The following is a 24,684-nucleotide window of genomic DNA, read 5'->3' as shown; positions in this document are numbered from 1 at the left end:
GGCGGCGCGTCGGACGCATCCCGACGCCCGCCGTCCTAGTCTGGTCCGCACACCCTTCAGCGACCCCGGAGAGACATGAGCCCCGACCCTCGTTCACTGCCCCGCGCCGCCAAGCGCCTCACCAAGCAGACCGCAGCCAAGGTCGGCGGGGTCGACGAGGTCCGTGGCCGCCTCGACGAGACCAAGGAGCGACTGGAGCGTGCCCGTCAGGAGCGTGATCGGGCCCGTGAGCAGCGCGACGAGGCGCGCGAGCAGGTCTCCTCGCTCAAGGCCGAGGTGCGCCGGGCCGAGCAGCGTCGTGACGCCGCGAGCGAGCGTGCCAGCGGCCTCGGCTACGCCCACCGCGGGCTCCTCGCCGCCGCGGGCGGCCACCGCCTGCCGAGCGAGCTTGGTCCGGCGCCCGGCAAGGCACCCGAGGCCGAGGTCCGCAGGGAGCAGGAGCGCGAGCTGAAGTGGCTCAATACGCGCGCCAGGTTCGCCACGACGCTGGCGACCGGGCGCGGGTTCGAGGCCGCGGTGACCGACCTCGTGCGCGGCGCCCAGGGCTCGCCCCAGGTGACCGTCGCCCGGCAGATCGCCCAGTGGCTCTACGACAACGAGCCCACCCGGCAGGCGGGCGCGCTCGCGACCGGTCTCATCGCGCACCAGATGGGTCTGCCGAAGTTCGCCTGGGAGCGGCTGTCGACGCTGCCCGACGAGGTGTGGCTCGAGCACGCGCCGAGCGAGTACGTCCTCCTCGCGGGTCAGCACGACGCCACACTCGCCCGCTCGGCCGTGGAGCGCGCCCTGGCGCACACCGGGCCGCTGAGCGCGCACACGTGGCTCACCCTCACCCGGCGCGCCATGGGCCTGGGGCTGGGTGACCTGTGCACCCGTCTGGCCGAGCGCTTCGACACGGCCGCCGCCGAGGACCTCGCCGGCGGCGAGCTCTCCGAGGACGAAGCGACGGTGCTCGAGATCGACCGCACCTGGATGGCGCGCTGGGCGCCCCGCATCGCTGCCGGACCGGCCTCCCCTTCGCCCGCCGCCGAGGGCAATGTCTCGATCGGCGTCATCGGCTACGACCAGCCCGACCCGCGCAACACCTCGAGCAACATCGGGGACTACGTCCAGACCATCGCGTCGATGTCGCACCTCGTGCGGCACACCGGGGCGCGCTTCGACGACAGCGACCTCGGGCGCTTCGCCCGGGACCTGCAGGCGCGGGTCCCGGCGGACCTGCGGGTCGACTCGCCCGAGGCGCAGGTGAGCGTGCACCAGGTCGACCGCGACGCCTCGAGCTACTCACAGGTGCCCGAGGGCACGTGGATGATCGCCTTCGGCTGGTACGCCCACAAGCTCGGCGGCGTGCGCCACGACTTCCCCTTCCCGGAGCACCTGCGGCCGATCTACGTCTCCTTCCACCTCAACAAGCGGGCACTGCTCACCGACGAGACCATCGAGCACCTCAAGGCCCACGCACCGATCGGCTGCCGCGACCACTCGACCGTCGACCTGCTGCTCGGCCAGGGCATCCCAGCCTTCTTCTCCGGGTGCCTGACGACGACGGTGCGCTACGTGCGCCCCGACGAGACGCCCGCGCGGCCGGCCGATGCCCCGACCGTGTGGATCGACCTGCCCGCTCCCAAGGGGGCCCTGCGCGTGCGCAACGAGCGCCCCGACGTGCGCGCTGCCGGCATGGTCGACAACCTGCGCACGGCGCTGTCGAGCCTCGACGACTACGCGAGTGCCTACGGCAAGGTCGTCACCGGGCGACTGCACGCCTACCTGCCGGCCCGCAGCCTCGGGTGCGCCGTCGACTTCTCGCCGCGCAACCCCTCCGACATCCGCTTCGCCGGTCTGGCGCCGCTCACCGACGACGAGGTCTTCGAGATGGGCAAGGGCATCGCCGACCTGCTCGAGCCCGTCATGGCCGCGATCCTGCGCGGCGAGGACGAGGCCACCGTCCGGGAGGCGTGGACCGAGGTGACCGTCGAGCGCGTCGCCGCCGCTCGGGCTCGCCACGAGCAGGAGGTGGAGCTCCCTTCGCTCGTGGACATCGACGAGGCAGTCGCCACGATCCGCGCCGGCCGTGTCGACGTGCCGCGCACCCAGGACGCACCGGCCGGTGACGAGATGGAGATCGTCCTGGCCCTCGACGGCAACCTCAAGGACCAGTTCCTCGTCGTCGTCGACGGGCTCGTCGAGCACGCGAGCCGGCCGATCCACCTCAACGTCCTGGTCCGTGAGCACGAGCAGGCCGACTTCGACCGGGCGGCCGCGCTCTTCCCGACGGTGTCCTTCACGTGGTGGCCGTGCGACGAGGTGACCTACGGCGACATCCACGCGATGATCCCGCACATCACCGTCTCGACCATGGACCGCCTGGTGCTGCCCGAGCTGCTGACCGACGTCGACCGGGTCGTATACCACGACATCGACGCACTGCCCGTGGCCGACATCGCCGAGCTCTACGAGACGGACCTGCAGGGCACGGCGATCGCCGCCCGCGACTCCGAGGCCAGCTCGATGCAGAGCGGCTACACCAACATCTTCAACCCCGCCTCGCTCAAGGAGCTGGCTCCGGGCATGGGGTCGGAGCTCATCCGCCGCGAGACCCGTCGGCACCGCTTCGACTTCGTCGGCTTCAACGCCGGGATCATGGTGCTCGACCTCGCCCGGATGCGCGCGGACAACTTCTGCGAGCGCTTCCTGCCGTATGCCAACAACTTCGGCATGCACGACCAGCACATCCTCAACGTCTACGTCGGCGCCGACCGGCTGAGCCTGGCCCCCGGGTGGAATGCCCGCCCCTCCCAGGAAGACGTCGTGGACCCCAAGATCATCCACTGGGCCGGCGGCCAGAAGCCGTGGGTCGACGGCTATGTCTCCTACCAGTCGTCGTGGCGCCGCCACGAGGACGAGCTGCGTCGTCGCGAGGCGGAGATCTCTGCCTCGCGACGCGGGCCCCGTGGACAACAGCACACCGACTCGTGAGAGTCTGTGACGAATCCCATCTCGATAGAAGGAGCAGAGGCGCATGTCTGAGCGGGTTGCCATGCCGGCACTGGGTGAGTCCGTGACCGAGGGCACCGTGACGCGATGGCTCAAGAACGTGGGCGACACGGTTGAGGTCGACGAGCCGCTGCTCGAGGTCTCGACCGACAAGGTCGACACCGAGATCCCGTCGCCCGTCGCGGGCACGATCCAGGAGATCCTCGTCGAGGAGGACGAGACCGTCGAGGTCGGTGCCGACCTCGCCGTCATCGGTGACGGTGACGCCCCGGCCTCCTCCGACTCGGGCGACGACTCCGCACAGGAGCCGGCCGCCGAGGAGTCTCCTGCCGAGGAGTCCGCCACCGAAGAGGCCCCTGCCGAGGAGCCCGCCACCGAGGAGCCCGCCGAGCAGGAGGCACCGGCCGCCGAGGCCTCGTCCTCGGGCGACGGCGAGGGCACCACGGTGGCCATGCCGGCCCTCGGCGAGTCCGTCACCGAGGGCACCGTCTCGCGCTGGCTCAAGGCCGAGGGTGACACGGTCGAGGTCGACGAGCCGCTGCTCGAGGTCTCGACCGACAAGGTCGACACCGAGATCCCCTCCCCCGTCGCCGGCACCCTGACCAAGATCCTCGTCCAGGAGGACGAGACCGTCGGGGTCGGCGCCGACCTGGCGATCGTCGGTGGCTCCGGTGGCGGTTCCGCCCCGGCTGCCGAGGAGCCGGAGGAGGAGCCGAAGGCCGAGGCCCCCAAGGAGGAGCCCAAGGCTGAGGAGTCGAAGGCCGAGGCCCCCAAGGAGGAGCCGAAGCAGGAGGCGCCCAAGGAGGAGCCCAAGGCCGAGGAGTCGAAGGCCGAGGCCCCCAAGGAGGAGCCGAAGCAGGAGGCGCCCAAGGAGGAGCCCAAGGCCGAGGCCCCCAAGGAGGAGCCGAAGCAGGAGGCGCCCAAGGAGGCCCCGAAGCAGGAGGCGCCCGCCGCCTCCGGTGGTGACGCCGCCGCCTACGTGACCCCGCTGGTGCGCAAGCTCGCCGCCGACAACGGCATCGACCTCTCGCAGGTCGAGGGCACCGGCATCGGCGGCCGCATCCGCAAGCAGGACGTGCTCGACGCCGCCAAGGCGAAGAACCAGCCGCAGGAGGCTGCTGCTCCGGCCGCTGCCGCTCCGGCTGCGGCTCCCGCTGCTGCGGCTCCCGCGGGCGTCCCGGCCGGTCTGGAGTCCAACGTCCCGCAGTCCAAGCGCGGCACCCGCGAGAAGATGACCCGCCTGCGCAAGGTCATCGCCGAGCGGATGGTCGAGTCGCTGCAGGTCTCCGCCCAGCTGACGACGGTCGTCGAGGTCGACATGACCAAGGTGGCTCGCGTGCGCGACGCCGCGAAGGCCGACTTCGCCCAGCGGGAGGGCACCAAGCTCTCCTTCCTGCCCTTCATCGCCCAGGCCACGGCCGAGGCCCTGAAGGCGCACCCGGGCATCAACGCCAGCGTCGAGGGCGATGAGATCGTCTACCACGGTCAGGAGAACCTCTCGATCGCGGTCGACACCGAGCGCGGCCTGCTCACGCCGGTCGTCAAGAACGCCGGTGACCTCAACGTCGCCGGTCTCGCCCGGGCGATCGCCGACGTCGCCGACCGCACACGCAACAACAAGATCACGCCGGACGACCTGTCGGGCGGGACCTTCACCATCACCAACACCGGCAGCCGGGGTGCGCTCTTCGACACCCCGATCCTCAACCAGCCGCAGGTCGCGATGCTCGGCACCGGCGCCATCGTGCGTCGCCCGGTCGTCATCACGACCGACGACGGTGGGGAGACGCTGGCGATCCGGTCGATGATGTACCTGGCCCTCACCTACGACCACCGGGTCGTCGACGGCGCCGACGCGGCCCGCTTCCTCGGGACCGTCAAGGCCCGTCTGGAGGAAGGCCGCTTCGAGGCCTGAGATGACCTCACGACAACAGCGCGTCGCCATCACCGGAGCATCCGGGCTGATCGGCGGCGCGCTGTCGTCGTCTCTGGAGGCTGACGGCCACGAGGTGGTCCACCTCGTGCGACGCCTGCCGAAGGGGGACCACGAACGTCCGTGGGACCCGTCGCGTCGGCAGCTGGACCCGGCGGTCCTCGCCGACGTCGACACCGTCGTGCACCTCGCGGGCGCCGGTGTCGGCGACCGACGCTGGACCCCGACCTACAAGATGCTCATCCGCACCTCACGGGTGCACGGGACGGACCTCGTCGCCCGCGTCGTGGCCGCCGGCGCCGGACCGACCCGGCTCGTGACCGCGTCGGCCGTCGGCTTCTACGGCGACCGGGGCGACGAGGTGCTGACCGAGGCCTCTGCCCCCGGCCGCTCCTACCTCGCCGGTGTCGTGCGCGACTGGGAGGCGGCGGCCGCCCCGGCCCGCGCAGCCGGGGTCCCCGTGGCCCACGCGCGCACCGGCATCGTCCTGGCGACACATGGCGGGGCGTTCGTGCCCATGCTGCGCGTCGGCCGGCTGGGGCTCGGCGGGCCACTGGGCTCGGGCCGTCAGTGGACGCCGTGGATCTCGCTCGACGACGTCGTGGGTGCCTACACGCGCCTCGTCGAGGACGCCTCGATCGTCGGCCCGGTCAACCTCGCCGCGCCCCACCCCGTCCGCCAGCGCCACCTGGCGCGTGAGATCGGGCGGCGGCTGCACCGGCCCGCGATCGTGCCGGCCCCCCGGGCCGCGATGCGGGTGGCGCTCGGCCAGTTCGCCGACGAGGCGCTGGCCTCAGCCCGTGTGCTGCCGCAGCGGTTGCAGGAGCTCGGCTTCGAGCATCGGCACCGGGTCGTCGAGGACGCTCTCGACGACCTCATCGCCTGACCCGGGTCGCACCGCTCACGGCCCGTCGGGTGCCCGCACGTCGCGCACCCGCCACCGCTGACCGTCCCAGGCCAGGACGAGGTCAGCCTGCTGACCCCGCCGGGCCGGGCGCTGCTGCCGCGACCCGTCGCGGGCCACGACCTCGTAGGCGCTCTCGTCGACGACGGTGCTCAGCACCGCGGTCGAGCCGCTCGTGCGCTGCAGGCTGGCCGTGCGCACGGTCATCTCGACGCCGCGGTAGCGGTGCCCGCTCGACTCGAGGCTCTCGATGAGCTCGTGGTCGCGCACGGCGGCCGGCGACCCCGGCTCGTCGAGCGCTCGGAGCACCACGGGGTCGAGGTCGGTGACGACGGACTGGCGCATCGAGGTCAGCTCCTGGGCCAGACGCACCGGTGCCTCGCGCGGTGCGCCGCGGTCGGTGAGCACCTGCTGGCCCGAGGGAGAGGTGACGGCGGCGGTCGACGGGGCGGCACCCCCTTCGTCATCGGCGGCAGCCAGCTGGCGCCACGGGACGACGACCGCGAGGGCCAGCGTCAGCGCGACCACGACGGCAGCGGCGACCCGGCGACCACCCGGCGTCTCGGCCGCCGATCGGGCGATCGCCCGGGTCTGCGAGGCCTCGTGGTCGACGGTGAGGTCCACGGGCTCGTCACGGCGACGTGGCGCCGCGTGACGACCCCGACGCGAGGACGCCGGCGGGACCTCGACATCGCTGTCGACGGGCGGTCGTCGCTGCCACCACCGGCGGCGGGGCTCGGGCTCGCCGGCGGAGGCCAGCTCGAGCTGCCACCGCGGTGTCTCGACCGCGTCCTGGGCGGCGGCCTCGCGGATGCGCCGTGTCAGACCCGAGGCGACGTCGCCGGGAGAGGTCATGCGCAGGGGTTGGGCGACGGCCGCGTCGAAGACCGCGACCGCCACCTCGTCGGCCTCCGGTCGGGCCGCCGGGTCACCGGCAAGGCAGGACTCGACGGCCTCGACCAGCTCGGCGTCGCCGGCCAGGTGCGAGCGCAGGTCGAGCCGGTCGGCGACGTGCCCGGGAGGAGCCCCGACGAGGCAGAGCCAGGCGAGCGCCCCGAGCGCGTGGACGTCACTCGCCCGGGTGGGCTCCTCGCCGTCGAGGACCTCTGGGGCGACGTAGCCGTCGGTGCCGTGCACGTCGCCGGGGGCTTCCCCGGTGAGGCGGGAGAAGCCCAGGTCCGCGAGGACGGGACGACCGGTGCTGTCGAGCAGGACATTGCCCGGGCTGAGGTCACCGTGGACGACACCGAGATCGTGCAGGCCCGCGAGGGCGCGCGCGATCGGGGCGATGACGGTGACCGTCTCCCCCGGCGTCAGGTGCCCGCGCTGGGCCACGACCTGACCGAGGCTGCCGCCCGAGAGCAGCTCGAGGACGAGCGCGGTCGCTGGACCGTCGTCAGTGTCGACGTCGAGGACCTCGTGGAGGGTGACGACGTGCTCGTCAGCCGCGTGCTGGAGCAGCGTCCACTCACGCAGCGCGTCGTCGTCGGCCCCACCCCGCAGCAGCTTAACCGCCACCAGCTCGTCGTCGACCTCGCGCCGGGCCCGCCAAACCGTCGACGTCGAGCCGGTCCCGAGCAGGCGGGTCAGGCGGTAGCCGGGGACCTGGGGCGGGATCTCGTCCATGCGCCCCAGCCTGTCCCAGATCGCCGATCCGGCCGCCGAGATTTCCACAGGGTGCCGCGGCGTAGGCTGGCGGCCATGCGTTTCGAGGAGCTCGGCTTCGCGCCAGACACCGTCGACTACCTGACCGCGTGGGAGCACCAGAAGCGGGTCCATGCGGCCGTCGTCGCCGGCGAGCTCGAGGACACGACCCTGCTGCTCGAGCACACGGCCGTCTACACCGCCGGCAAGCGCACCGAGCCCCACGAGCGACCGATGGACGGCACGCCCGTCATCGACGTCGACCGCGGCGGCAAGATCACCTGGCACGGCCCAGGCCAGCTCGTCGGCTACCCGATCGCCCACCTGCCGGGCCGACGTGACGTCATCGCCCACGTGCGCCGTCTCGAGGAGATGATGATCCGGGTCGCCGCCGACGTCGGCGTCACCGCGACCCGGGTACCGGGGCGCTCGGGCATCTGGGTGCCCGGCATCGACGGTGCCCGCGACCGCAAGCTCGGCCAGATCGGCATCCGCGTCTCGCGCGACGTCGCCATGCACGGCTTCAGCCTCAACGTCGACTGCGACCTGTCGTGGACGCAGACGATCGTCCCCTGCGGCATCCCCGATGCCGACGTCTCCACACTGGCCCTCGAGACCGGTCGCGAGATCACGGTGGCCGACATCCTCCCTTCGGCCAGAGCCCACCTGCTCGAGGTGATGACCGAGGACCTGCCCCTGACCACGGGGGCTGCATCGGCACAGCGGGTGGAGGCGTAGTCTGGAGTGACTCCGGACACCACCGGGGTCACCGAGATTGCCAGGAGAGCTGCGTGACCGTCGCACCCGAAGGACGTCGTCTGCTGCGCGTCGAGGCGCGCAACGCCGAGACCCCGATCGAGCGCAAGCCGGAGTGGATCCGGACCACCGCCAAAATGGGCCCCGAGTACAACCAGATGCGTGGCCGCGTCAGTGGCGCCGGCCTGCACACGGTCTGCCAGGAGGCCGGCTGCCCCAACATCTTCGAGTGCTGGGAGGACCGCGAGGCGACCTTCCTCATCGGCGGTGACGTGTGCACCCGGCGCTGCGACTTCTGCGACATCGCGACCGGCCGCCCGACGAGCCTCGACATGGACGAGCCGCGCCGCGTCGCCGAGTCCGTCCAGGAGATGGGCCTGCGCTACTCCACCGTCACGGGCGTCGCCCGCGACGACCAGCCCGACGGTGCCGCCGCGCTCTACGCCGAGACGATCCGACAGATCCACGCCCTCAACCCCCACACCGGCGTGGAGATCCTCCCGCCCGACTTCGGCGCGAAGCCGGAGCTCGTCGGCCAGGTCTTCGACGCCCGCCCCGAGGTCTTCGCCCACAACCTCGAGACCGTGCCGCGCATCTTCCGCAAGATCCGGCCCGCCTTCACCTACGAGAAGTCGCTCAAGGTGCTGTCTATGGCCCGCGAGGCCGAGCTGGTCACCAAGTCCAACCTCATCCTCGGGATGGGCGAGGAGGACCACGAGATCGAGGAGGCGATCCGCGACCTGCACGAGGCGGGCTGCGACATCCTCACGATCACCCAGTATCTGCGCCCCTCCAAGCTGCACCACCCGATCGACCGGTGGGTCAAGCCCGAGGAGTTCGTCCACTGGAGCGAGCTCGCCGAGGGGATCGGCTTCAAGGGCGTCATGGCCGGGCCGCTCGTGCGCTCGAGCTACCGTGCCGGACGGCTCTACGCGACCGCGATGCGCAAGTGGGGTCGGCCGATCCCCGAGCACCTCTCGCACCTCGCCGAGGCCATCGACGAGCCGGCCCGCCAGGAGGCGGCCACGCTCGTCGCCACGTCGCGCGCCCAGGCGATCCTCGACCAGCCGGCCACCGGCACCGAGGGCTGACCGGGGCACCCAGCGAGAGCAACTAGACTCTCTCCTCATGGCCAAGAAGAGCGACCAGCCCGCCAAGCCGAAGCGCGAGAACCCCTTCAAGCGGATCGCCTCGGTCTACAGGACGATCAAGGCGATCGACCCCCAGGTCACCCTGTGGATGCTCCTCGCCTTCGTCGTCGTGCTCGGCGTCGGCACGCTCATCGGCCTGCTCGTCGGCCACGTCATCCTCGCCCTGATCGTGGCGATCCCCTTCGCGCTGCTCGCGGCGATGATCGTGCTCTCCCGTCGCGGTGAGCGCGCGGCCTTCGCCCAGATGGAGGGCCAGCGTGGCGCCTCCATCGGCGGCCTGTCGGCGCTGCGTCGCGGCTGGTACTACGACCAGGAGCCGGTCGCCGCCGACGCGACAAAGCCCAGCGAGATCAACACCGCCGCCGTGGTCTTCCGCGCCCTCGGTCGCCCGGGCATCGTCCTGCTCGGCGAGGGGCCCAAGCACCGGGTCGACAAGCTCTTCGTCAAGGAGACCAAGAAGGTCTCGCGGGTCGCCCCCGGTGTCCCCGTGCACACCTTCATCGTCGGCACCGGTGAGGGCGAGCTGCCCCCGCGCAAGATCCGCATGACGCTGACCAAGCTGCGCCCGGCGCTGTCCAAGGAGGAGATGTCGGTCGTCAACAAGCGGCTGAAGTCCCTCCCCGGCATCCGTCAGGGCGTCCCGGCCGGGGTCGACCCGAGCCGTGCCCGGATGAACCGCAGCGCGCTGCGCGGCCGCTGACCCACCCGCGGCGCCGGCCCGCGGCGCCACCACCGTCGACCCTCGGGAGACCGCTCGTGACCGCTGCCGCCACCGCCCACGCCGAGGACCTCGCCGCCTTCGTCGACGCCTCCCCGTCGAGCTACCACGCGGCCGCCGAGGTGGCCCGACGCCTCGAGGACGCCGGCTTCACCGCTCTCCTCGAGACGGATGCGTGGCCGCAGGCCCCCGGGCGCTACCTCGTCGTGCGCGAGGGGGCGGTCATCGCCTGGGTCGTGCCGACCTCAGCGACGGAGACGACACCGGTGCGCATCTTTGGCGCCCACAGCGACTCCCCCGGCTTCAAGCTCAAGCCGCAGCCCACGACCGGGCGCCTCGGGTGGCTGCAGGCGGGCGTCGAGGTCTACGGCGGCCCCCTGCTCAATTCGTGGCTCGACCGTGAGCTGCGCCTGGCCGGCCGGCTCGTCCTCGACGACGGCACCGTCGTGCTCGCCGACTCCGGCCCGCTGCTGCGGCTGCCACAGCTGGCGATCCACCTCGACCGCCAGGCCAACGAGCGCTTCGCGCTCGACAAGCAGACGCAGACCCAGCCGGTGTGGGGCGTGGGTGCCACGGAGTCCGCCGACCTGCTCGCCGAGCTGTCCGCCACCGCCGGTGTCGACGCCTCGCGGGTCCGCGGCTACGACCTCGTGACGGCCGACAGCGCCCGCGGCGCCGTCTTCGGCAAGGACGACGTCTTTTTCGCCGCGGGTCGACTCGACGACCTGGCGAGCGTCCACGCCGGCACGGTCGCGATGGCCCGGATCGGCAACGACCTCGCCGCAGACCACATCCCGATGCTCGCGGTCTTCGACCACGAGGAGGTCGGCTCCGCGACCCGCTCCGGTGCGGGCGGTCCCTTCCTCGAGGAGGTCCTCGAGCGCATCGGTCTCGCCCTGGGTGCCGACCGCGGTGAGCGGATGCAGGCGCTGGCCTCCTCGTGGTGCGTCTCCAGCGACGTGGGCCACTCGGTGCACCCCAACTACCCCGAGAAGCACGACCCGCAGGTGCGTCCGGTCCTCGGCTCCGGGCCGATCCTCAAGCTCAACGCCAACCAGCGCTACGCGAGCGACGGCGTCGGCTCCGCGGCGTGGCGCGGCTGGTGCGCCGACGCCGGTGTGACGAGCCAGGACTTCGTCTCCAACAACACCGTCCCGTGCGGGTCGACCATCGGCCCCATCACCGCGACCCGACTGGGCATCCGCACGGTCGACGTCGGCATCCCGATCCTGTCGATGCACTCGGCGCGCGAGCTCGCCGGCACGAGCGACCTGCTCGACCTGTCGCGGGTGGCGCAGACCTACTTCGGCGGCTGATCCCCTCGACGGGTCACCGGCGGGTCACCAGCCGGTCGGCAGGTCCGCCGGCCGGAAGGCGTAGAGCGCCCGCAGCCGTGCTCGGGTGAGTGCGCGATAGCCGGCCGCCGCCTGCGTGGTGCGCTCGTCGGGTCGATAGCCGGCGAGCACGCCCGCCTCGACGTCACGGGCACTCCCCTGGTCGGTCCAGCCCTGCTCGACCCGCAGGTCGAGGTGGGCCAGGAGGTTGCCCAGGTCGAGCGCCGGGTCCCCGAGCCCGAGGGTGTCGACGTCGAGCATCCCGACCTCGAGCGCCCCGTCGGCGCCGACGTCGACGAGCAGCTGCTTGTCGTGCAGGTCGCGGTGGAGCAGGCTGCGGCGGCCGTCCCGGCCCGCACCGACGACGACGGCGGCAGCGCGGGCCGCGTCCTGGTGGAGGGCCTCGAGTCGACCTACCGGCAGCGCGCGATGGTGACGGGCGAGATCGAGCAGGCCGCGGGTGGCGTCGACCTCCGCGCCGAGGTCGTGCCCGGCGACCCCGTCGACCTCGCCGGCGTCGTGGAGCCGGCGCACGGACTCACCGACCGCCACGCCCACCGCCTCGCCGACCGGCTCGGCCACGTCGGCGGCCGGCCCGTCGACCACCGGCCCGTGCAGCAGGTCGTGCAGGGTGCGTCCCGGCAGGTGGCTCAGCGTGATCGTGCCGCACCCCTCGTCCCAGCCGGTGACGACCGGGGCACGCAGTCCCGGCACGTCGGCGGCCACCTGCATGCGCCGCACGAGGTCACCGGCCCGCCGCGGGCGAGCCGCCTTGGTCCACAACGGACCCGCGGCCGACTCCCCCCGCACCACGGCTCGCCGCTCCGGCCGGTGCACGACGAGCTCGGCGCCGCCGGCGACGAGCCGGGCGAGCGAGACCAGACGAGCGTCCGCGCCCCCGTGCTGCAGGACGAGGTGCTCGCCCCGCCTCTCGACCATGCCGGGCGCCACCGCCTGCGTCACATCAGCCGTGCGCGCGGCCGCAGCGCCGTCGGGCAGCCACTGACCGATCACCCGTCGACCGGCCTCACGCAGATCGAGGTGCAGCCGGTCGGGCCGCGGGTGAGCCCGCTCGAGCTCCAGCCCGAGGTCGGCGCAGCCGGCGACGACCTCGGCGAAGTCCGTGCTCACCACCGCCACCTCCCCAGCTCCTCCGCGGCCCCCAGCACCTGGGCGGTCACCTCCGGCCACATCGGGTGACCGGCGCGGAAGGGCTCCAGCGCTCGGGCCAGCAGCTGCAGGGCGATCCGCGGTCCCAGGTCGTCGCCGAGCCCGGTCGGCCCCGTCGCCGCGTGTCCGGCGACAAGGGGTGCGGCGGCCCGCGTCACCACACCCGGTGCCGCCTGCGCGCAGAGTCCGTCCGACAGGCGGTCGAGGACGAGCACGGCGAGCAGGCTCGCGATGTCGTCGAGCGGGTTGCCCCGGCCGGCCCGGTCGAGGTCGATGAGCCCGAGGTCGTGACCGTCGGCCACCACCTGGTCGAGCGAGAGGTCTCCGTGGACGAGCCCCACCGGCCCGGGGCGAAGGGAGCCGCGCGCGGTCGACTCGATATCGGCAGCGGCGTCGGCGGCACCCGGCAGGACGGGCTCCAGCGCACGCAGCGCACGATGGGTGCCCACCGGCGGCTCGACGCACGGAGCCGCGCGGTCCACCCCCTTCGTGTGGAAGGCGCCGAGGCAGGCACCGAGGCGACGCAGCTCCGGCTCGCCCACCGTCGCACCGAGGGCGCTGCCGGGCAGGTGCCGCAGCACGATCAGCCCGGCGTCGTCGCGCTCGAGCACCTGCGGCAGGCGAAACCCCGAGCCGCCGCCACCGTCGGCGAGCACGGTGGCGTGGCCGGCGAGCGCCCGCGCGTACCCGCTCTTGGCATACACCCGCAGGACGCGGGGACCGCTGCGCCCCACCCAGCGGCGGGCCGGCTTGTGGGCCAGCGTGTGCGTGCCGCCCGGCCAGGCGCGGACGCGGGTGCGCAGGGCCTTGAGGTGGCGGTCGGTGCGCGCGTCGACGACGAGCAGCCCGGAGTCGGGGTCGTCGAGGAGCACGTCCTCGGCGGTGACCCGACGGACCGCCTTGTGCCGCTTCTCCTCACGCGCCGGGCCCCACGCATAGCCGATGGCCGACCGGCCGTCGACGTCGAGCAGCGCGGTCGCGCTCGTCCCCGGCTTGTACCGCAGGTGGCCGCGGGTGACCGGCGTCCCGAGACGATCTGCCAGTTCGTCGGTCCCCAGCAGCAGGCGAAGGGAGCCCACCGCCGGGTCGTGCGCAGCCAGCCGCGCGTGGGCGTCATGTGCGGGCACCGCTCGCCACCTCCTCCAGCTCGTCGGCGTGCCGGGCGAGGACCTCGTCGGGGCGGCCCGAGTCGGCGACCCGGCCACCGTCGATCCACAGCACCCGGTCGGCGGCGCGGGCCGCGTCGAGGTCGTGGGTGATGACGATCGTCGTGCGCCCGGCGGTGAGCCGGTCGAGGGCGGCGGTGACCTCCTCCTCGGTGGCCCCGTCGAGGCCGGTCGTCGCCTCGTCGAGGACGACGACGGGCGCGTCCCTGACGACGGCCCGGGCGATGGCGATCCGCTGTCGCTGCCCACCCGAGAGGGTCGTGCCGCGCTCGGAGACGACGGTGTCGTAGCCCTGCGGCAGCGCGATGATGAACTCGTGCGCACCAGCGACCCGCGCCGCCTCGACGACCTGCTCGTCGGTCACCGACCCCGCCCCGCCGGGGGCGCCCATGGCGATGTTGTCGCGGATGCTCGTGGCGAAGAGCAGGCTCTCCTGCAGGACCATCGCGACCTGGCTGCGCACGTCGTGGACCGTGAGGTCGCGCAGGTCCCAGCCGTCGAGTCGCACCGTGCCCGAGTCGGGGTCCTGCATGCGCAACAGCAGGCCGGCGAGCGAGGACTTGCCGGCGCCCGACGGACCGACGATCGCCACCCGCTCCCCCGCGGCCACCCGCAGGTCGACCCCGCTCAGCACGGCGTGACCGGGCACGTAGGACAGCCAGACGTCCTCGAGCTCGACGTGGCCGCGCAGCCGGCGTCCGGAGCGGGCCCAGGAGGCGTCGCGCACGCGGGGCTCCTGCTCGAGCAGGTCGACGACCCGCTCCGCGGACGCAGCGGCCTGGGCGATGCGCCCGGTGTACTTCGCGAGGTCCCGCATCGGCTTGAAGGCCGCCTTGAGGTAGGTGACGAAGACGACGAGCTCGCCGGGGGTGAGCGCGCCCGCGAGGACGCGTTGGGCGCCGACGTAGAGCACGAGCGCGGTCGCCACGCCGACGAGCACGTCGGTGGAGCGCTCGAGGCCGGCCGACAACTTCTTGGCCTTGACCCCGTCCTTGAGCGTCTTGACGTTGTCCGAGGCGAAGCGCGACTGCATCTCGGGCTCGAGGGTGTAGGCCTGCACGACCTTCATCGACGAGAGGGTCTCGGTCGCGAGCGTCGCCAGGTGACCCTCCGCCTTGCGCTGCTTGCGCGAGACGGTGTGGATGCGGCTGGTCGCGGTGCGGCCGGTGAGCAGGAAGACCGGGAAGACGACGAGCATGCACAGCGCGAGCTGCCAGTCGAGCACGAGGACGACGACGAGCATCGCGGCGAGGGTCGCAAGATTGCCGACGAGCGGCAGGGCCGCGGTGACGGCCACCTCCTTGAGCCGGCCGACGTCGCTGGTGATCCGCTGCACGAGGTCACCGGTGCGGGCCCGGTCGTGGAACCCCAGGGAGAGCCGCTGCAGGTGGGCAAAGGCGTCGGCGCGCACCGAGGTGAGCAGCCGGTTGCCGGCGAGCGCGAAGCAGACCGTCATCGCGTAGCTGGCGAGGGCGCGCAGCAGCACGACGACGAGCAGCCCGAGGCAGGCGAGCACGAGGACCTGCTGCAGGTTGTCGGGCTGCTCCTGCGACAGGTCGGCACCGAGATGGCCGATGACGCCGTCGATGACGAACTTCATCGGCCACGGCTCGAGCAGCCGCATGACGACCTCGAGGGCCATCGCGACGCCGCCGCCGGCGATGAGCGTGCGCTGGCGCCGCAGGTGGGCTCGCACGTGCGGGACGAGCCGACGCAGCCCGGGGACCGCCTCGCGGATGCCCTGCGGCTTGCGCGGCTTGGGCAGGACGGGAGCGGTCATGCGCTCCGCCCGAGCAGGTCGTCGGCGAGCGAAGGGGGTCGCACCGGCACCGTGGTGAGGATCCGGGAGACGACGAGGCTCCAGTCGTGCCGGCTCACGGCCGCCCGACGTCCGAGGTCGCCCAGCTCGGCGCGGAGCGCGGCGTCGCTGCGCAGCCCGGCGAGCGCGGCGGCGAGCTCGGTCTCGTCCCCGGGCGTGACGAGCACCCCGAGATGGCCTCCGTCGAGCACCTCGCCGACGGGGCCGATGTCGCTGGCCACGACGGGCAGGCCGGCCGCGAGGTACTCGTAGAGCTTGAGCGGGGAGAAGTAGAAGTCCGGCAGCTGCGGGTAGGGCGCGACGGCCAGGTCCATCCGGGCGAGCTCCTCGGGCATCCGCTCGGGGGCGACGGCACCGACGAGGTCGACCCGGTCGGCGACAGCCAGGCGCTCGGCCTGCGCCTCGATCGCCGCCCGCTGCGGGCCGTCGCCGACGAGCCGCAGCCGCGTCCCGTCGTCGGTCCGGGCGAGCCGGGCGAAGGCCTCGACGAGCACCTCGACCCCGTGCCAGGGCTTGAGCGTGCCGACGAAGCCGATGACGAAGGGGGTCTGCTGGTCGAGGTGGGAGGCCGCCCGCGGCTCCCCACGCTGGTCGAGGTGGGAGGCCGCCCTCGGCTCCCCACGCTGGTCGAGGTGGGAGGCCGCCCGCGGCTCCCCGCGCTGGTCGAGGTGGGAGGCCGCCTGCGGCCGACCCTCGAGACCCGGCCGGATGTAGCGGGTGTCGACGCCGTTGGGCACGACGGTGACGTTGCGGTTGTCGGTGCGGTCGAGCACCCAGCGGGCGACCGGCTCGGACACCGCGACGACGGAGTCGGCCGCGTCGAAGGCCCGCCGGGCGATGGCCTCGGCGCCGACCCGGTCGGCGAGCACCCGGTGCTGCGCCTGCTCGTCGACGAGCGGCGAGTTGACCTCGAGGACACCGGGGACGTCGCAGGCCCGGGCCCAGGTCATCGCGGCGTCGGACCACAGCGAGTAGCGCTCCATGACGAGGTCGAGTGGGGTGTCGGAGTGCACCCGGGCGAGGACGTCGGCAGCGGCGCGTGCGGACCGTCGGGCGGACTCCTCACGCTCGCGGCCCGGGGTGCCGGTGATCCGGGGCAGCTCGTGGACGACGACACCGCCCAACCCCCGGGGCAGGTCGCCACCGAGGCGCGCGGTGACCAGGTGCACCTCGGTGCCGCGACGGAGGAGCTCGCGCACGACCGCCTGGACGTGGACCGAGGCACCCTTGCTCCCGAAGACGGGGACGCCCGGGTCGGTGGAGACGTATGCGACGCGCTTCATGCCACGGCCCTCCCGCCCTCGTGTCCGCATTGCCGTAGGGCAATGCGGTCTCCCTCGGTCGTGCGGTCTCCCTGGGAGGCGATGGCGGCGGCGAAGAGCGCCTGCAGCGCCCGCGCGTGGTCGCGGAAGTCGAAGTCGGCCTCGAGCAGAGCGCGAGCGGCGAGGGCGCGCTCGGCGGCCGCGTCCGGGTCGTCGAGGGTCGCGGCGATGGCATCGGCGAGGGCCGCGGCGTCGGCCTCGGGCACGAGCAGCCCGGTCTCCTCGTGTCGGACGATCTCGGGGATGCCCGTGACGGGCGTCGAGACCGCCGGCGTGCCCAGGGCGAGCGCTTCGAGGAGGACGGTCGGCAGGCCGTCGCGGTTGCCGTCCTCGCCGATGACGCAGGGCGCGGCGAAGACGTCTGCGGCAGCGACGATCTCGCGCACCCGCGACTGCGGCAGCGCCCCGTGCATCGTCACCACCTCGTCGAGTCCGAGGTCGCCGACCTGCTGGCGCAGGGTGGCCTCGAGCGGGCCCGTACCGACGAGGTCCACGCGGACGTCGCGGCCCGCCGCGACGAGCCTGGCCACGGCGGTGAGCAGGTCGCCGAAGCCCTTCTTCTCGACGAGGCGACCCACCGCGGCGATGCGGGTGGGGCCGGGGGTCTCCCCCTTCGCTGCGAAGGGGAAGGCCGTCAGGTCGACGCTGTTGTACAGCCGGACCACGCGGTCCGCGTCGGCACCGAAGGTGGAGCGCAGGTGGGTGCGGTTGAACTCGCTGACGGTCACCGTCGTGTGCGCCTCGCGCAACTTCGTCGCCAGCGAGGCGTGGTCGACCTCGTCGTGGAAGATGTCCTTGGCGTGGGCGGTGAAGGACCACGTGACGCCGGTGAGCCGGGCGGCCAGACGGGCGACGTCGGCGGCGATCGAGCCGAAGTGGGCGTGCAGGTGCTCCAGGCGCGAGCGCCGCACCGCACCGGCGAGCTCGACGGCGGCCAGGGCGACGTCCTCGGGCGCGGCGAGCAGCTCGTCGAGGTGGTCGGCGACCGTCGGCACGTCACGCGCGGCCTCCTGCAGCGCGGACCAGAAGAGGCTCGCCTTGTGCTCCCGGGAGAGGTAGGTGACCGGCGCCTGCACGTGCGCGAGGGCCTCGTGGAAGCGACCGTCGATCGGCAGGCGAAGGGAGAAGACCTCGACGTGGGTGCCCGCGGCCTCCTGCTGGAGGATCTCGTGGACGATGAAGGTCTCGGAGAAGCGCGGGTACATCTTCAGCACGTAGCCGACGCGGGGGGCGGGTGTCGTGGTCATCAGCTGGCCATCTCCTGCAGGTCGTCGAGGTGGGGTGCCGTGGCGGGCTGGAGCCCGGCGACGAGGTCGGGGACGCGACGCAGCCCGTCGAGGGCGACCGCGTCGTGGTCGCGGGTGGAGCTCGAGGTCACCGCGGCGGTCAGCCAGGCGCCGAGCTGCTCGGGGGTGACGTCGTCGGGGTGCACGGTGTCGACGAGGCCGAGGTCCTGCAGTCGCTCGGCGCGCACGAGCTGCTCCTGGCGGGGGCGGACACGCGGCACGACGAGGGCAGGCACGTCCTCGGCGAGGACCTCGCAGACGGTGTTGTAGCCGCCCATGGACACGACGGCCTCGGCGCCGCCGATGAGGTCGAGGGTGTTGGTGACGAAGTCACGCACGAGCAGGTCGTCCCGCTCGGCGGCGATCGCAGTGAGCCGGCGGCGCAGCGAGGGCTGCATGTAGGGGCCGGTGACGATGACACCGGTGTGCCCGTCGGGGTAGCCGGCCCGGGCGAAGGCGAGCGCGGTGTCGTAGCCGTCCTGCCCGCCGCCGACCATGCACAGCACGTAGGGCCTGGGGACCGGACGCCGCTTCGGCTCGTCGCGCGGGGCGAGCAGCCCCTCCCCGCGGCCCTCGGCGAGATAGCCGGTGTAGCGGACCTTGGCGGCGACGGCGCGCGGCAGGTCGTAGTCGGCGACGACGTCGACGACCGACCGGTCGCCGTAGACCCAGACCTCGGCGTAGTGGTCGCGGATCGCCTGGGTCGTGCGCGCCTCGCGCCATTCACGGATCGCGGTCAGCGGGTCGTCGAGGACGTCACGCAGGCCGAGGACGATGCGCGGTCGCTCCCCCGTCGTGTGGCCGCGCACGTCGTGCAGCGCCTCGAGCGCCTGCTCGAGCTCCCCGTCGAGGCCGCGGGCCACCTTGTCGACGACGACGACGTCAGGGGCGAAGGCCACGAGCGCCGAGGTGATCAGGTCGGAGCGCAGGGCGAGCACCGCGGACAGGTCCATGGCGAAGGTCCCTGCGGCGTAACCCCCTTCGCCGTCCTTGGCCACGGTCGGGACGGTGACGACCTCGGTGTTGGGCGGCAGCGGCAGCGACGTCGCCTGTGGGGCACCGGTGAGGACGAGGACGTCCGTGCGCGGTTCGGCCGCCACCATGGCGGCGGCGAGGGCGAGGTTGCGCCGGATGTGTCCCAGTCCCTGGGTGTCGTGGGAGTAGAAGGCGATGCGGCGCCGGGGTGTCGTGGTCACGCGGACAACAGTGGGTGCCCGTCGTGAGGTGAACGTGAAGTGGAGATGAGGAAGCCCTCATCCGTCGCGGTTCAGCGGGAGGCGCGCACGATCCGCGTGCCGGCGGCGCGGTCGTGCAGGCCACGGCCGTCGTCGGAGATGACGATCATCGCCGGGATCGCCAGGCACAGCAGGGCGGCCCGCACGGCGGCACGAAGGGGGGTGACCCACTCCCCGGCCATCGGCACCACGCGCAGCCCGAGGAGCCGGTGACCGAAGGTCGCACCTCCCAGGGTGACACCGGCGAGGTTGAGCAGGAAGAGCAGGGCGAGCGGGGCGAAGGAGAAGGCCTCCGGCGACAGCTCGACGACCCGGCCGATGAGGCCGTGGGTGATGAGCAGGCAGGCGACCCAGTCGACCACGATCGCGACGAGGCGGCGCCCCAGCGGGGCATGGTCACCCCCTTCGTCCGGGGTGGGGGCGGGACGGCCGGTGCTGCTGCTCACCGGGGCAGCCTATGCGGCGGTCGTGGACGTTCCTGAACCGTGGGGCCCGCGACCGCTAGGGTTGGTCTCAACCCGTGGGACGCCAGTCTCACGTAACACCGGTGAAACATTCGGGTCATGGTCGGGAAACCGGCCCTGCCTACAGTCGTCACCAACAGTTGACGCGGCAGGTCAGAGCGGCCCGCCGCCCCCACCCCAGGAGGATGGTTTGTTCAGCTCCCCTGACGAGGTTCTTGAGTTCATCAAGGCCGAGGACGTCAAGTTCGTCGACATCCGCTTCTGCGACCTGCCGGGCATCATGCAGCACTTCAACGTGCCGGCCGAGTCCATCGACGAGGACTTCTTCACCGAGGGCCAGATGTTCGACGGCTCCTCGATCCGCGGCTTCCAGGCCATCCACGAGTCCGACATGAAGCTCGTCCCGGACATCAAGACCGCCTACCTGGACCCCTTCCGCGAGGAGAAGACGCTCATCGTCAACTTCTCGATCGTCGACCCCTTCACCGGTGAGCAGTACAGCCGCGACCCGCGCAACGTCGCGGCCAAGGCCGAGGCCTACCTCAAGTCGACCGGCATCGCCGACACCGCCTACTTCGGCGCCGAGGCCGAGTTCTACGTCTTCGACGACGTGCGCTTCGACACCCAGCCGCAGGGCTCCTACTACTTCGTCGACTCGATCGAGGCCAAGTGGAACTCCGGTCGCAAGGAGGAGGGCGGCAACCAGGGCTACAAGACGGCCATGAAGGGCGGCTACTTCCCCGTGCCGCCGGTGGACCACTTCGCCGACCTGCGCGACAAGATCTGCCTGAACATGAAGACCGTCGGCCTCGAGGTCGAGCGCGCCCACCACGAGGTCGGCTCCGCGGGTCAGCAGGAGATCAACTACAAGTTCAACACCCTGCTCCAGTCCGGCGACGACATCATGAAGTTCAAGTACGTCGTCAAGAACACGGCCTGGCAGGAGGGCCGCACGGCCACCTTCATGCCGAAGCCGATCTTCGGCGACAACGGCTCGGGCATGCACACCCACCAGTCCCTGTGGAAGGACGGCGAGCCGCTCTTCTACGACGAGCAGGGCTACGGCGGCCTGTCCGACATCGCCCGCTGGTACATCGGTGGTCTGCTCAAGCACGCCCCCGCGCTGCTCGCCTTCACCAACCCGACGGCCAACAGCTACCACCGCCTGGTCCCGGGCTTCGAGGCCCCGATCAACCTCGTCTACTCGGCCCGCAACCGATCGGCCTGCATCCGCATCCCGATCGCGGGCAACTCCCCCAAGGCCAAGCGCGTCGAGTTCCGCATCCCGGACCCGTCGAGCAACCCCTACCTGTGCTTCGCCGCCCAGCTGATGGCCGGCCTCGACGGCATCAAGAACCGCATCGAGCCCCCGGAGCCGGTCGACAAGGACCTCTACGAGCTGCCGCCGGAGGAGCACGAGGCCATCGAGCAGGTCCCGACCTCGCTCCCCGAGGTGCTCAAGGCCCTCGAGGCCGACCACGAGTTCCTGCTCGAGGGCGATGTCTTCACCCAGGACCTCATCGACACCTGGATCCAGTGGAAGTACGAGAACGAGGTGCTCCCCCTGCAGGTGCGCCCGCACCCGCACGAGTTCGAGATGTACTTCGGCATCTGAGCCGACTGGGCAAGCGACAGGCCCCAGATCCCCGGTATTCCGGGGATCTGGGGCCTTCGTCATGCTTGCCCTGTGTCCAAGCGGTAGCCCTGGGAGCCGGCGGGCCCCCATCAGTGCTGCCGGCTCCCACGGCTACCGGTTCAGCACACAACCTTCAGGGTGGAGCCGTGCGAGACCGGCTCTGTCCGGGTCGTGAGGGGCAACTGACACGATGCACGCATGAGCCGCATCACCTGCCCGGTCCTCGCCACCCGCGTCACCACCGCCGAGGAGGCGGCGCAGCTGATCCACCCCGGCGACAACGTCGGGATGAGCGGCTTCACCGGCGCCGGCTACCCCAAGGCGCTGCCGACGGCGCTGCACGACCGGATCGTCACGGCGCACGCTCGGGGCGAGGACTTCCGCATCGGGCTGTGGACCGGCGCGTCCACCGCACCAGACGCCGACGGCGTCCTCGCCGAGGCGAAGGGAGTCTCCTCCCGCCTGCCGTACAACTCCGACCCGACGATGCGCCGACTCATCAACTCCGGCGAGGTCGACTACGTCGACGCGCACCTGAGCCACTCCGCCCAGCACATGTGGTTCGGCTTCTACGGCAACCTCGACGTCGCCGTTGTCGAGGTCACCGCGGTGCTGCCCAACGGCCTGCTCGTGCCGAGCAGCTCGGTCGGCAACAACAAGACCTGGCTCGACCAGGCCGACCGGGTGATCCTCGAGGTCAACCACTGGCAGCCGCGCGAGTTCGAGGGCTTCCACGACGTCTACTACGGCACCCAGCTGCCGCCGCACCGTCGCCCGATCCAGCTGACCGACCCGATGCAGCGGATCGGCGACCCCTACCTGCGGGTCGACCCGGCCAAGGTCGTCGCCGTCGTCGAGACCGACCGGCCCGACCGCAACTCCCCCTTCAGCCCGCCCGACGAGACCTCGCGGGCGATCGCGGGTCACGTCGTCGACTTCCTCCGGCACGAGGTGCGGGCCGGGCGGATCCCCCCTTCGCTCCTGCCGCTGCAGTCCGGCGTCGGCAATGTCGCCAATGCCGTGCTCGCGGGCCTGGACGACAGCGAGTTCACCAACCTCGTCGCCTTTACCGAGGTGCTCCAGGACGGACTGCTCGACCTCCTCGACAGCGGGACCGTGCGGGCCGCGTCGGCGACCTCCTTCGGGCTCTCCGACGTGGGCGTCGAGCGCTTCCTCGCCAACATCAGCAGCTACAAGGGACGGATCCTGCTGCGCAGCGAGGAGATCTCCAACCACCCCGAGCTCGTCCGACGCCTCGGCGTCATCGCGATGAACGGCATGATCGAGGCCGACATCTACGGCAACGTCAACTCCACGCACATCGCCGGCAGCCGGATCATGAACGGCATCGGCGGCAGCGGCGACTTCACCCGCAATGCCTTCCTCAACTTCTTCCTCACCCCCTCCACGGCGAAGGGGGGCAAGGTCTCCGCCTTCGTCCCGATGGCCAGCCACGTCGACCACACCGAGCACGACGTGCAGATCATCGTCAGCGAGCACGGGCTGGCCGACCTGCGCGGCCTCTCCCCGCGCAAGCGGGCGCCGCGGATCATCGACCACTGCGCCGACCCCGCCTTCCGCCCCGCGCTGCACGACTACCTCGCCCGCGCGCAGGCCGCCCGGCCCGACGCCGTGCACACCCCGCACCTGCTCGGCGAGGCGCTGAGCTGGCACGAGCGCTTCCTCGAGACGGGGAGCATGCTCGAGAGCTGAGTGGATCCGGCCCCTTCGAGATGTCCGCGGGTGGCCTCCTGAGGGACCGAGAGGAGACGGCCGCGGTCTCGAGGCTCGTCGCAGAGCTCCTCGGACCTCGACCAACGTGAGGGTGAGAGACTGCTGCCAGTGAGCAGTGTGTGGACCGCGCGAGGGATGCCCTCCCTCCTCCTGGCGACCTTCCTGGGGTTCAGCGGGTTCGCCGTCCTCATGCCCGTGGCGCCCCTGTGGGCGGTGCACGGCGGTGCCGACGAAGGCGGCGCCGGTCTGGTCAACGGCGTGCTGCTGCTCGTCACCGTGCTCACCCAGTTCACCGTCCCCGGACTGCTGCGCCGCTTCGGCTGGGGGCCAGCGCTCGCCGCCGGCCTCGCCCTGCTCGGCGCCCCGTCGCTCGGTCTCATCGCGAGCGATGCCCTGCCCGCCGTCCTCGCCCTGTCCGCCGTGCGCGGCGTGGGCTTCGGCATCCTCACCGTCGCGGGCAGCGCGGCGGTCGCAGAGCTGTCCGACCCCAAGACCCGAGGCAAGGCCGTCGGTGCCTACGGCCTGGCGATCGCCGGGCCCCAGGTCGTGCTGCTGCCCCTCGGCTCGTGGGTGGCGGAGACGATCGACTTCGTGCCGGTCTTCACCATCGGCGCCGCTCCCCTGCTCGGGATCCCCGCAGCCTTCGCCCTCGGGCGCGTCCTCGACGACTTCCCCTCCTCCGGTGACCACGACGCTGACGCGGGCGGGCCGAGCACCGCCCGCGCCGCGATCACCCTGCTCCGACCGATGGTCCTGCTGCTCGGCGTGACCATCGCCGGCGGCGCGGTCCTCACCTTCGGCCCGCAGATGGTGCGCGACCCCGCGGTCGTCATCCCGGCGCTGGCCCTCATGGAGCTCATGGCGGCGATCTTCCGATGGTGGATCGGTGGCGTCGCCGACCGGCACGGTGCTGAGCGATTCGTCGCCCCCTTCGTCATCATCACGGTGCTCGGGGTCGGCGCGATCGCCTGGGCCGTCCACGACCAGTCCGTCCCGGTCCTGCTGCTCGGCGCGCTGCTCCTCGGCAGCGCCTACGGAGCGCTGCAGAACCTCACCCTCCTCATTTCATTCGCCTCGGTCACCCGCCGGCACCTCGGGCTGGCGAGCTCGATCTGGAACGTCGGCTTCGACCTCGGCTCGGCCATCGGCTCGGTGGTCGTCGGTGCGATCGCGGTCGCCGCGGACTTCCCCACCGCGCTGGCCGCGACCGGGGTCTTCGCGCTGCTGACGTTGCCGCTGGCGGTGCGGCGACGGGGTCTCGAGGCTCGTCGCTAGCGCTCCTCACACCTCGACCACCGCTCGCGGACGGTGGCCCAGGTCCAGCGGTACCTCAACACGCAGCTGTAGCCCTTCGAGGCCACCCACCAGGTCTCGAGGCTCGTCGCAGAGCTCCTCGCACCTCGACCAACGTGGGCGAA

The 24,684-nt window shown here is 72.3% G+C and carries 18 protein-coding genes; 10 read left to right on the top strand and 8 right to left on the bottom strand.

Features of this window, described 5'->3' with window-relative positions; genetic code table 11:
• Nucleotides 1-75: 75 nt before the first annotated feature.
• From H7A72_RS06515 to H7A72_RS06505, 3 genes are read left to right on the top strand one after another with little or no spacing between them, the layout of a single operon-like run.
• A complete protein-coding gene (locus tag H7A72_RS06515) occupies nt 76-2,976 on the top strand; it encodes a glycosyltransferase (RefSeq protein WP_185222039.1) in 2,901 nt (966 codons plus the stop codon).
• A gap of 43 nt (nt 2,977-3,019) precedes the next feature.
• Nucleotides 3,020-4,909: a 2-oxoglutarate dehydrogenase, E2 component, dihydrolipoamide succinyltransferase gene (gene sucB / locus H7A72_RS06510; protein WP_185222038.1), complete on the top strand. Its 1,890-nt coding sequence runs from the start codon at nt 3,020-3,022 to the stop codon at nt 4,907-4,909.
• A gap of 1 nt (nt 4,910) precedes the next feature.
• Nucleotides 4,911-5,813 carry a TIGR01777 family oxidoreductase gene (locus H7A72_RS06505; protein WP_084450499.1) on the top strand — a complete coding sequence of 301 codons (903 nt, stop codon included), beginning with the start codon at nt 4,911-4,913 and terminating at the stop codon, nt 5,811-5,813.
• Between the two features lie 15 nt (nt 5,814-5,828).
• Here H7A72_RS06505 and H7A72_RS06500 read toward each other — a convergent pair whose 3' ends face one another.
• A complete protein-coding gene (locus H7A72_RS06500; protein WP_159451169.1) occupies nt 5,829-7,457 on the bottom strand; it encodes a serine/threonine-protein kinase in 1,629 nt (542 codons plus the stop codon).
• 75 nt (nt 7,458-7,532) lie between these two features.
• Here H7A72_RS06500 and lipB point away from each other — a divergent pair, with 75 nt between their 5' ends.
• Genes lipB through H7A72_RS06480 form a run of 4 tightly spaced genes read left to right on the top strand, consistent with a single transcriptional unit; the run spans nt 7,533 to nt 11,416 of the window.
• The gene (gene lipB, locus H7A72_RS06495; RefSeq protein ID WP_185222037.1) at nt 7,533-8,213 is read left to right on the top strand and encodes a lipoyl(octanoyl) transferase LipB; all 681 of its coding nucleotides are present in this window, start codon (nt 7,533-7,535) and stop codon (nt 8,211-8,213) included.
• Nucleotides 8,214-8,266: 53 nt separating this feature from the next.
• Nucleotides 8,267-9,322, top strand: a complete 1,056-nt coding sequence (lipA, locus tag H7A72_RS06490; RefSeq protein WP_185222036.1) for a lipoyl synthase — start codon at nt 8,267-8,269, stop codon at nt 9,320-9,322.
• 37 nt (nt 9,323-9,359) lie between these two features.
• Complete coding sequence (locus tag H7A72_RS06485; RefSeq protein ID WP_084450502.1) at nt 9,360-10,082, top strand: DUF4191 domain-containing protein; 723 nt, start codon at nt 9,360-9,362, stop codon at nt 10,080-10,082.
• Nucleotides 10,083-10,138: 56 nt separating this feature from the next.
• Nucleotides 10,139-11,416 (top strand): M18 family aminopeptidase, encoded by a 1,278-nt coding sequence (locus H7A72_RS06480; protein WP_185222035.1) that lies wholly within the window; start codon nt 10,139-10,141, stop codon nt 11,414-11,416.
• Between the two features lie 24 nt (nt 11,417-11,440).
• On the opposite strand, the gene H7A72_RS06475 is transcribed toward H7A72_RS06480, so the two are convergent.
• From H7A72_RS06475 to H7A72_RS06445, 7 genes are all read right to left on the bottom strand, one after another.
• Nucleotides 11,441-12,565, bottom strand: a complete 1,125-nt coding sequence (locus H7A72_RS06475; protein ID WP_185222034.1) for a phosphotransferase — start codon at nt 12,563-12,565, stop codon at nt 11,441-11,443.
• The gene (locus H7A72_RS06470; RefSeq protein WP_185222033.1) at nt 12,562-13,731 is read right to left on the bottom strand and encodes a phosphotransferase; all 1,170 of its coding nucleotides are present in this window, start codon (nt 13,729-13,731) and stop codon (nt 12,562-12,564) included. Before H7A72_RS06470 ends, H7A72_RS06475 begins: the two co-directional genes overlap by 4 nt.
• On the bottom strand, nt 13,718-15,550 hold the full coding sequence (locus H7A72_RS06465; RefSeq protein WP_185222032.1) for an ABC transporter ATP-binding protein: 1,833 nt from the start codon (nt 15,548-15,550) through the stop codon (nt 13,718-13,720). The genes H7A72_RS06470 and H7A72_RS06465 overlap by 14 nt, the downstream gene beginning before the upstream one ends.
• The gene (locus H7A72_RS06460) at nt 15,547-16,872 is read right to left on the bottom strand and encodes a glycosyltransferase family 4 protein (RefSeq protein WP_185222031.1); all 1,326 of its coding nucleotides are present in this window, start codon (nt 16,870-16,872) and stop codon (nt 15,547-15,549) included. The genes H7A72_RS06465 and H7A72_RS06460 overlap by 4 nt, the downstream gene beginning before the upstream one ends.
• Entirely contained in the window at nt 16,869-18,158 is a 1,290-nt protein-coding gene (locus H7A72_RS06455) for a glycosyltransferase (protein ID WP_185222030.1), read from the bottom strand. The genes H7A72_RS06460 and H7A72_RS06455 overlap by 4 nt, the downstream gene beginning before the upstream one ends.
• On the bottom strand, nt 18,158-19,393 hold the full coding sequence (locus tag H7A72_RS06450) for a glycosyltransferase family protein (protein ID WP_084450508.1): 1,236 nt from the start codon (nt 19,391-19,393) through the stop codon (nt 18,158-18,160). Before H7A72_RS06450 ends, H7A72_RS06455 begins: the two co-directional genes overlap by 1 nt.
• 71 nt (nt 19,394-19,464) lie before the next feature.
• Nucleotides 19,465-19,878, bottom strand: a complete 414-nt coding sequence (locus H7A72_RS06445) for an RDD family protein (RefSeq protein ID WP_084450509.1) — start codon at nt 19,876-19,878, stop codon at nt 19,465-19,467.
• Nucleotides 19,879-20,086: 208 nt separating this feature from the next.
• On the opposite strand from H7A72_RS06445, the gene glnA reads away from it, so the two are divergent.
• The 3 genes from glnA (at nt 20,087) to H7A72_RS06430 (ending at nt 24,541) form a co-directional block, all read left to right on the top strand.
• Nucleotides 20,087-21,511: a type I glutamate--ammonia ligase gene (gene glnA / locus H7A72_RS06440; protein WP_084450510.1), complete on the top strand. Its 1,425-nt coding sequence runs from the start codon at nt 20,087-20,089 to the stop codon at nt 21,509-21,511.
• Nucleotides 21,512-21,730: 219 nt separating this feature from the next.
• On the top strand, nt 21,731-23,245 hold the full coding sequence (locus H7A72_RS06435) for an acetyl-CoA hydrolase/transferase family protein (RefSeq protein WP_185222029.1): 1,515 nt from the start codon (nt 21,731-21,733) through the stop codon (nt 23,243-23,245).
• Between the two features lie 156 nt (nt 23,246-23,401).
• Complete coding sequence (locus tag H7A72_RS06430; protein WP_185222028.1) at nt 23,402-24,541, top strand: MFS transporter; 1,140 nt, start codon at nt 23,402-23,404, stop codon at nt 24,539-24,541.
• Nucleotides 24,542-24,684: the final 143 nt, after the last annotated feature.

This window comes from Janibacter sp. YB324 (assembly GCF_014217915.1).
Lineage (GTDB): Bacteria > Actinomycetota > Actinomycetes > Actinomycetales > Dermatophilaceae > Janibacter > Janibacter indicus.
This window is presented reverse-complemented; position numbering and strand designations above follow the sequence as displayed.

Coding starts and splice junctions, on each gene's coding strand:
- sucB (WP_185222038.1), top strand. CDS start 3,020: ATGTCTGAGCGGGTTGCCATGCCGGCACTGGGTGAGTCCGTGACCGAG.
- H7A72_RS06515 (WP_185222039.1), top strand. CDS start 76: ATGAGCCCCGACCCTCGTTCACTGCCCCGCGCCGCCAAGCGCCTCACC.
- H7A72_RS06455 (WP_185222030.1), bottom strand. CDS start 18,158: ATGACCACGACACCCGCCCCCCGCGTCGGCTACGTGCTGAAGATGTAC.
- H7A72_RS06460 (WP_185222031.1), bottom strand. CDS start 16,872: ATGAAGCGCGTCGCATACGTCTCCACCGACCCGGGCGTCCCCGTCTTC.
- H7A72_RS06435 (WP_185222029.1), top strand. CDS start 21,731: ATGAGCCGCATCACCTGCCCGGTCCTCGCCACCCGCGTCACCACCGCC.
- H7A72_RS06500 (WP_159451169.1), bottom strand. CDS start 7,457: ATGGACGAGATCCCGCCCCAGGTCCCCGGCTACCGCCTGACCCGCCTG.
- H7A72_RS06505 (WP_084450499.1), top strand. CDS start 4,911: ATGACCTCACGACAACAGCGCGTCGCCATCACCGGAGCATCCGGGCTG.
- H7A72_RS06485 (WP_084450502.1), top strand. CDS start 9,360: ATGGCCAAGAAGAGCGACCAGCCCGCCAAGCCGAAGCGCGAGAACCCC.
- lipB (WP_185222037.1), top strand. CDS start 7,533: ATGCGTTTCGAGGAGCTCGGCTTCGCGCCAGACACCGTCGACTACCTG.
- H7A72_RS06430 (WP_185222028.1), top strand. CDS start 23,402: ATGCCCTCCCTCCTCCTGGCGACCTTCCTGGGGTTCAGCGGGTTCGCC.
- H7A72_RS06465 (WP_185222032.1), bottom strand. CDS start 15,550: ATGACCGCTCCCGTCCTGCCCAAGCCGCGCAAGCCGCAGGGCATCCGC.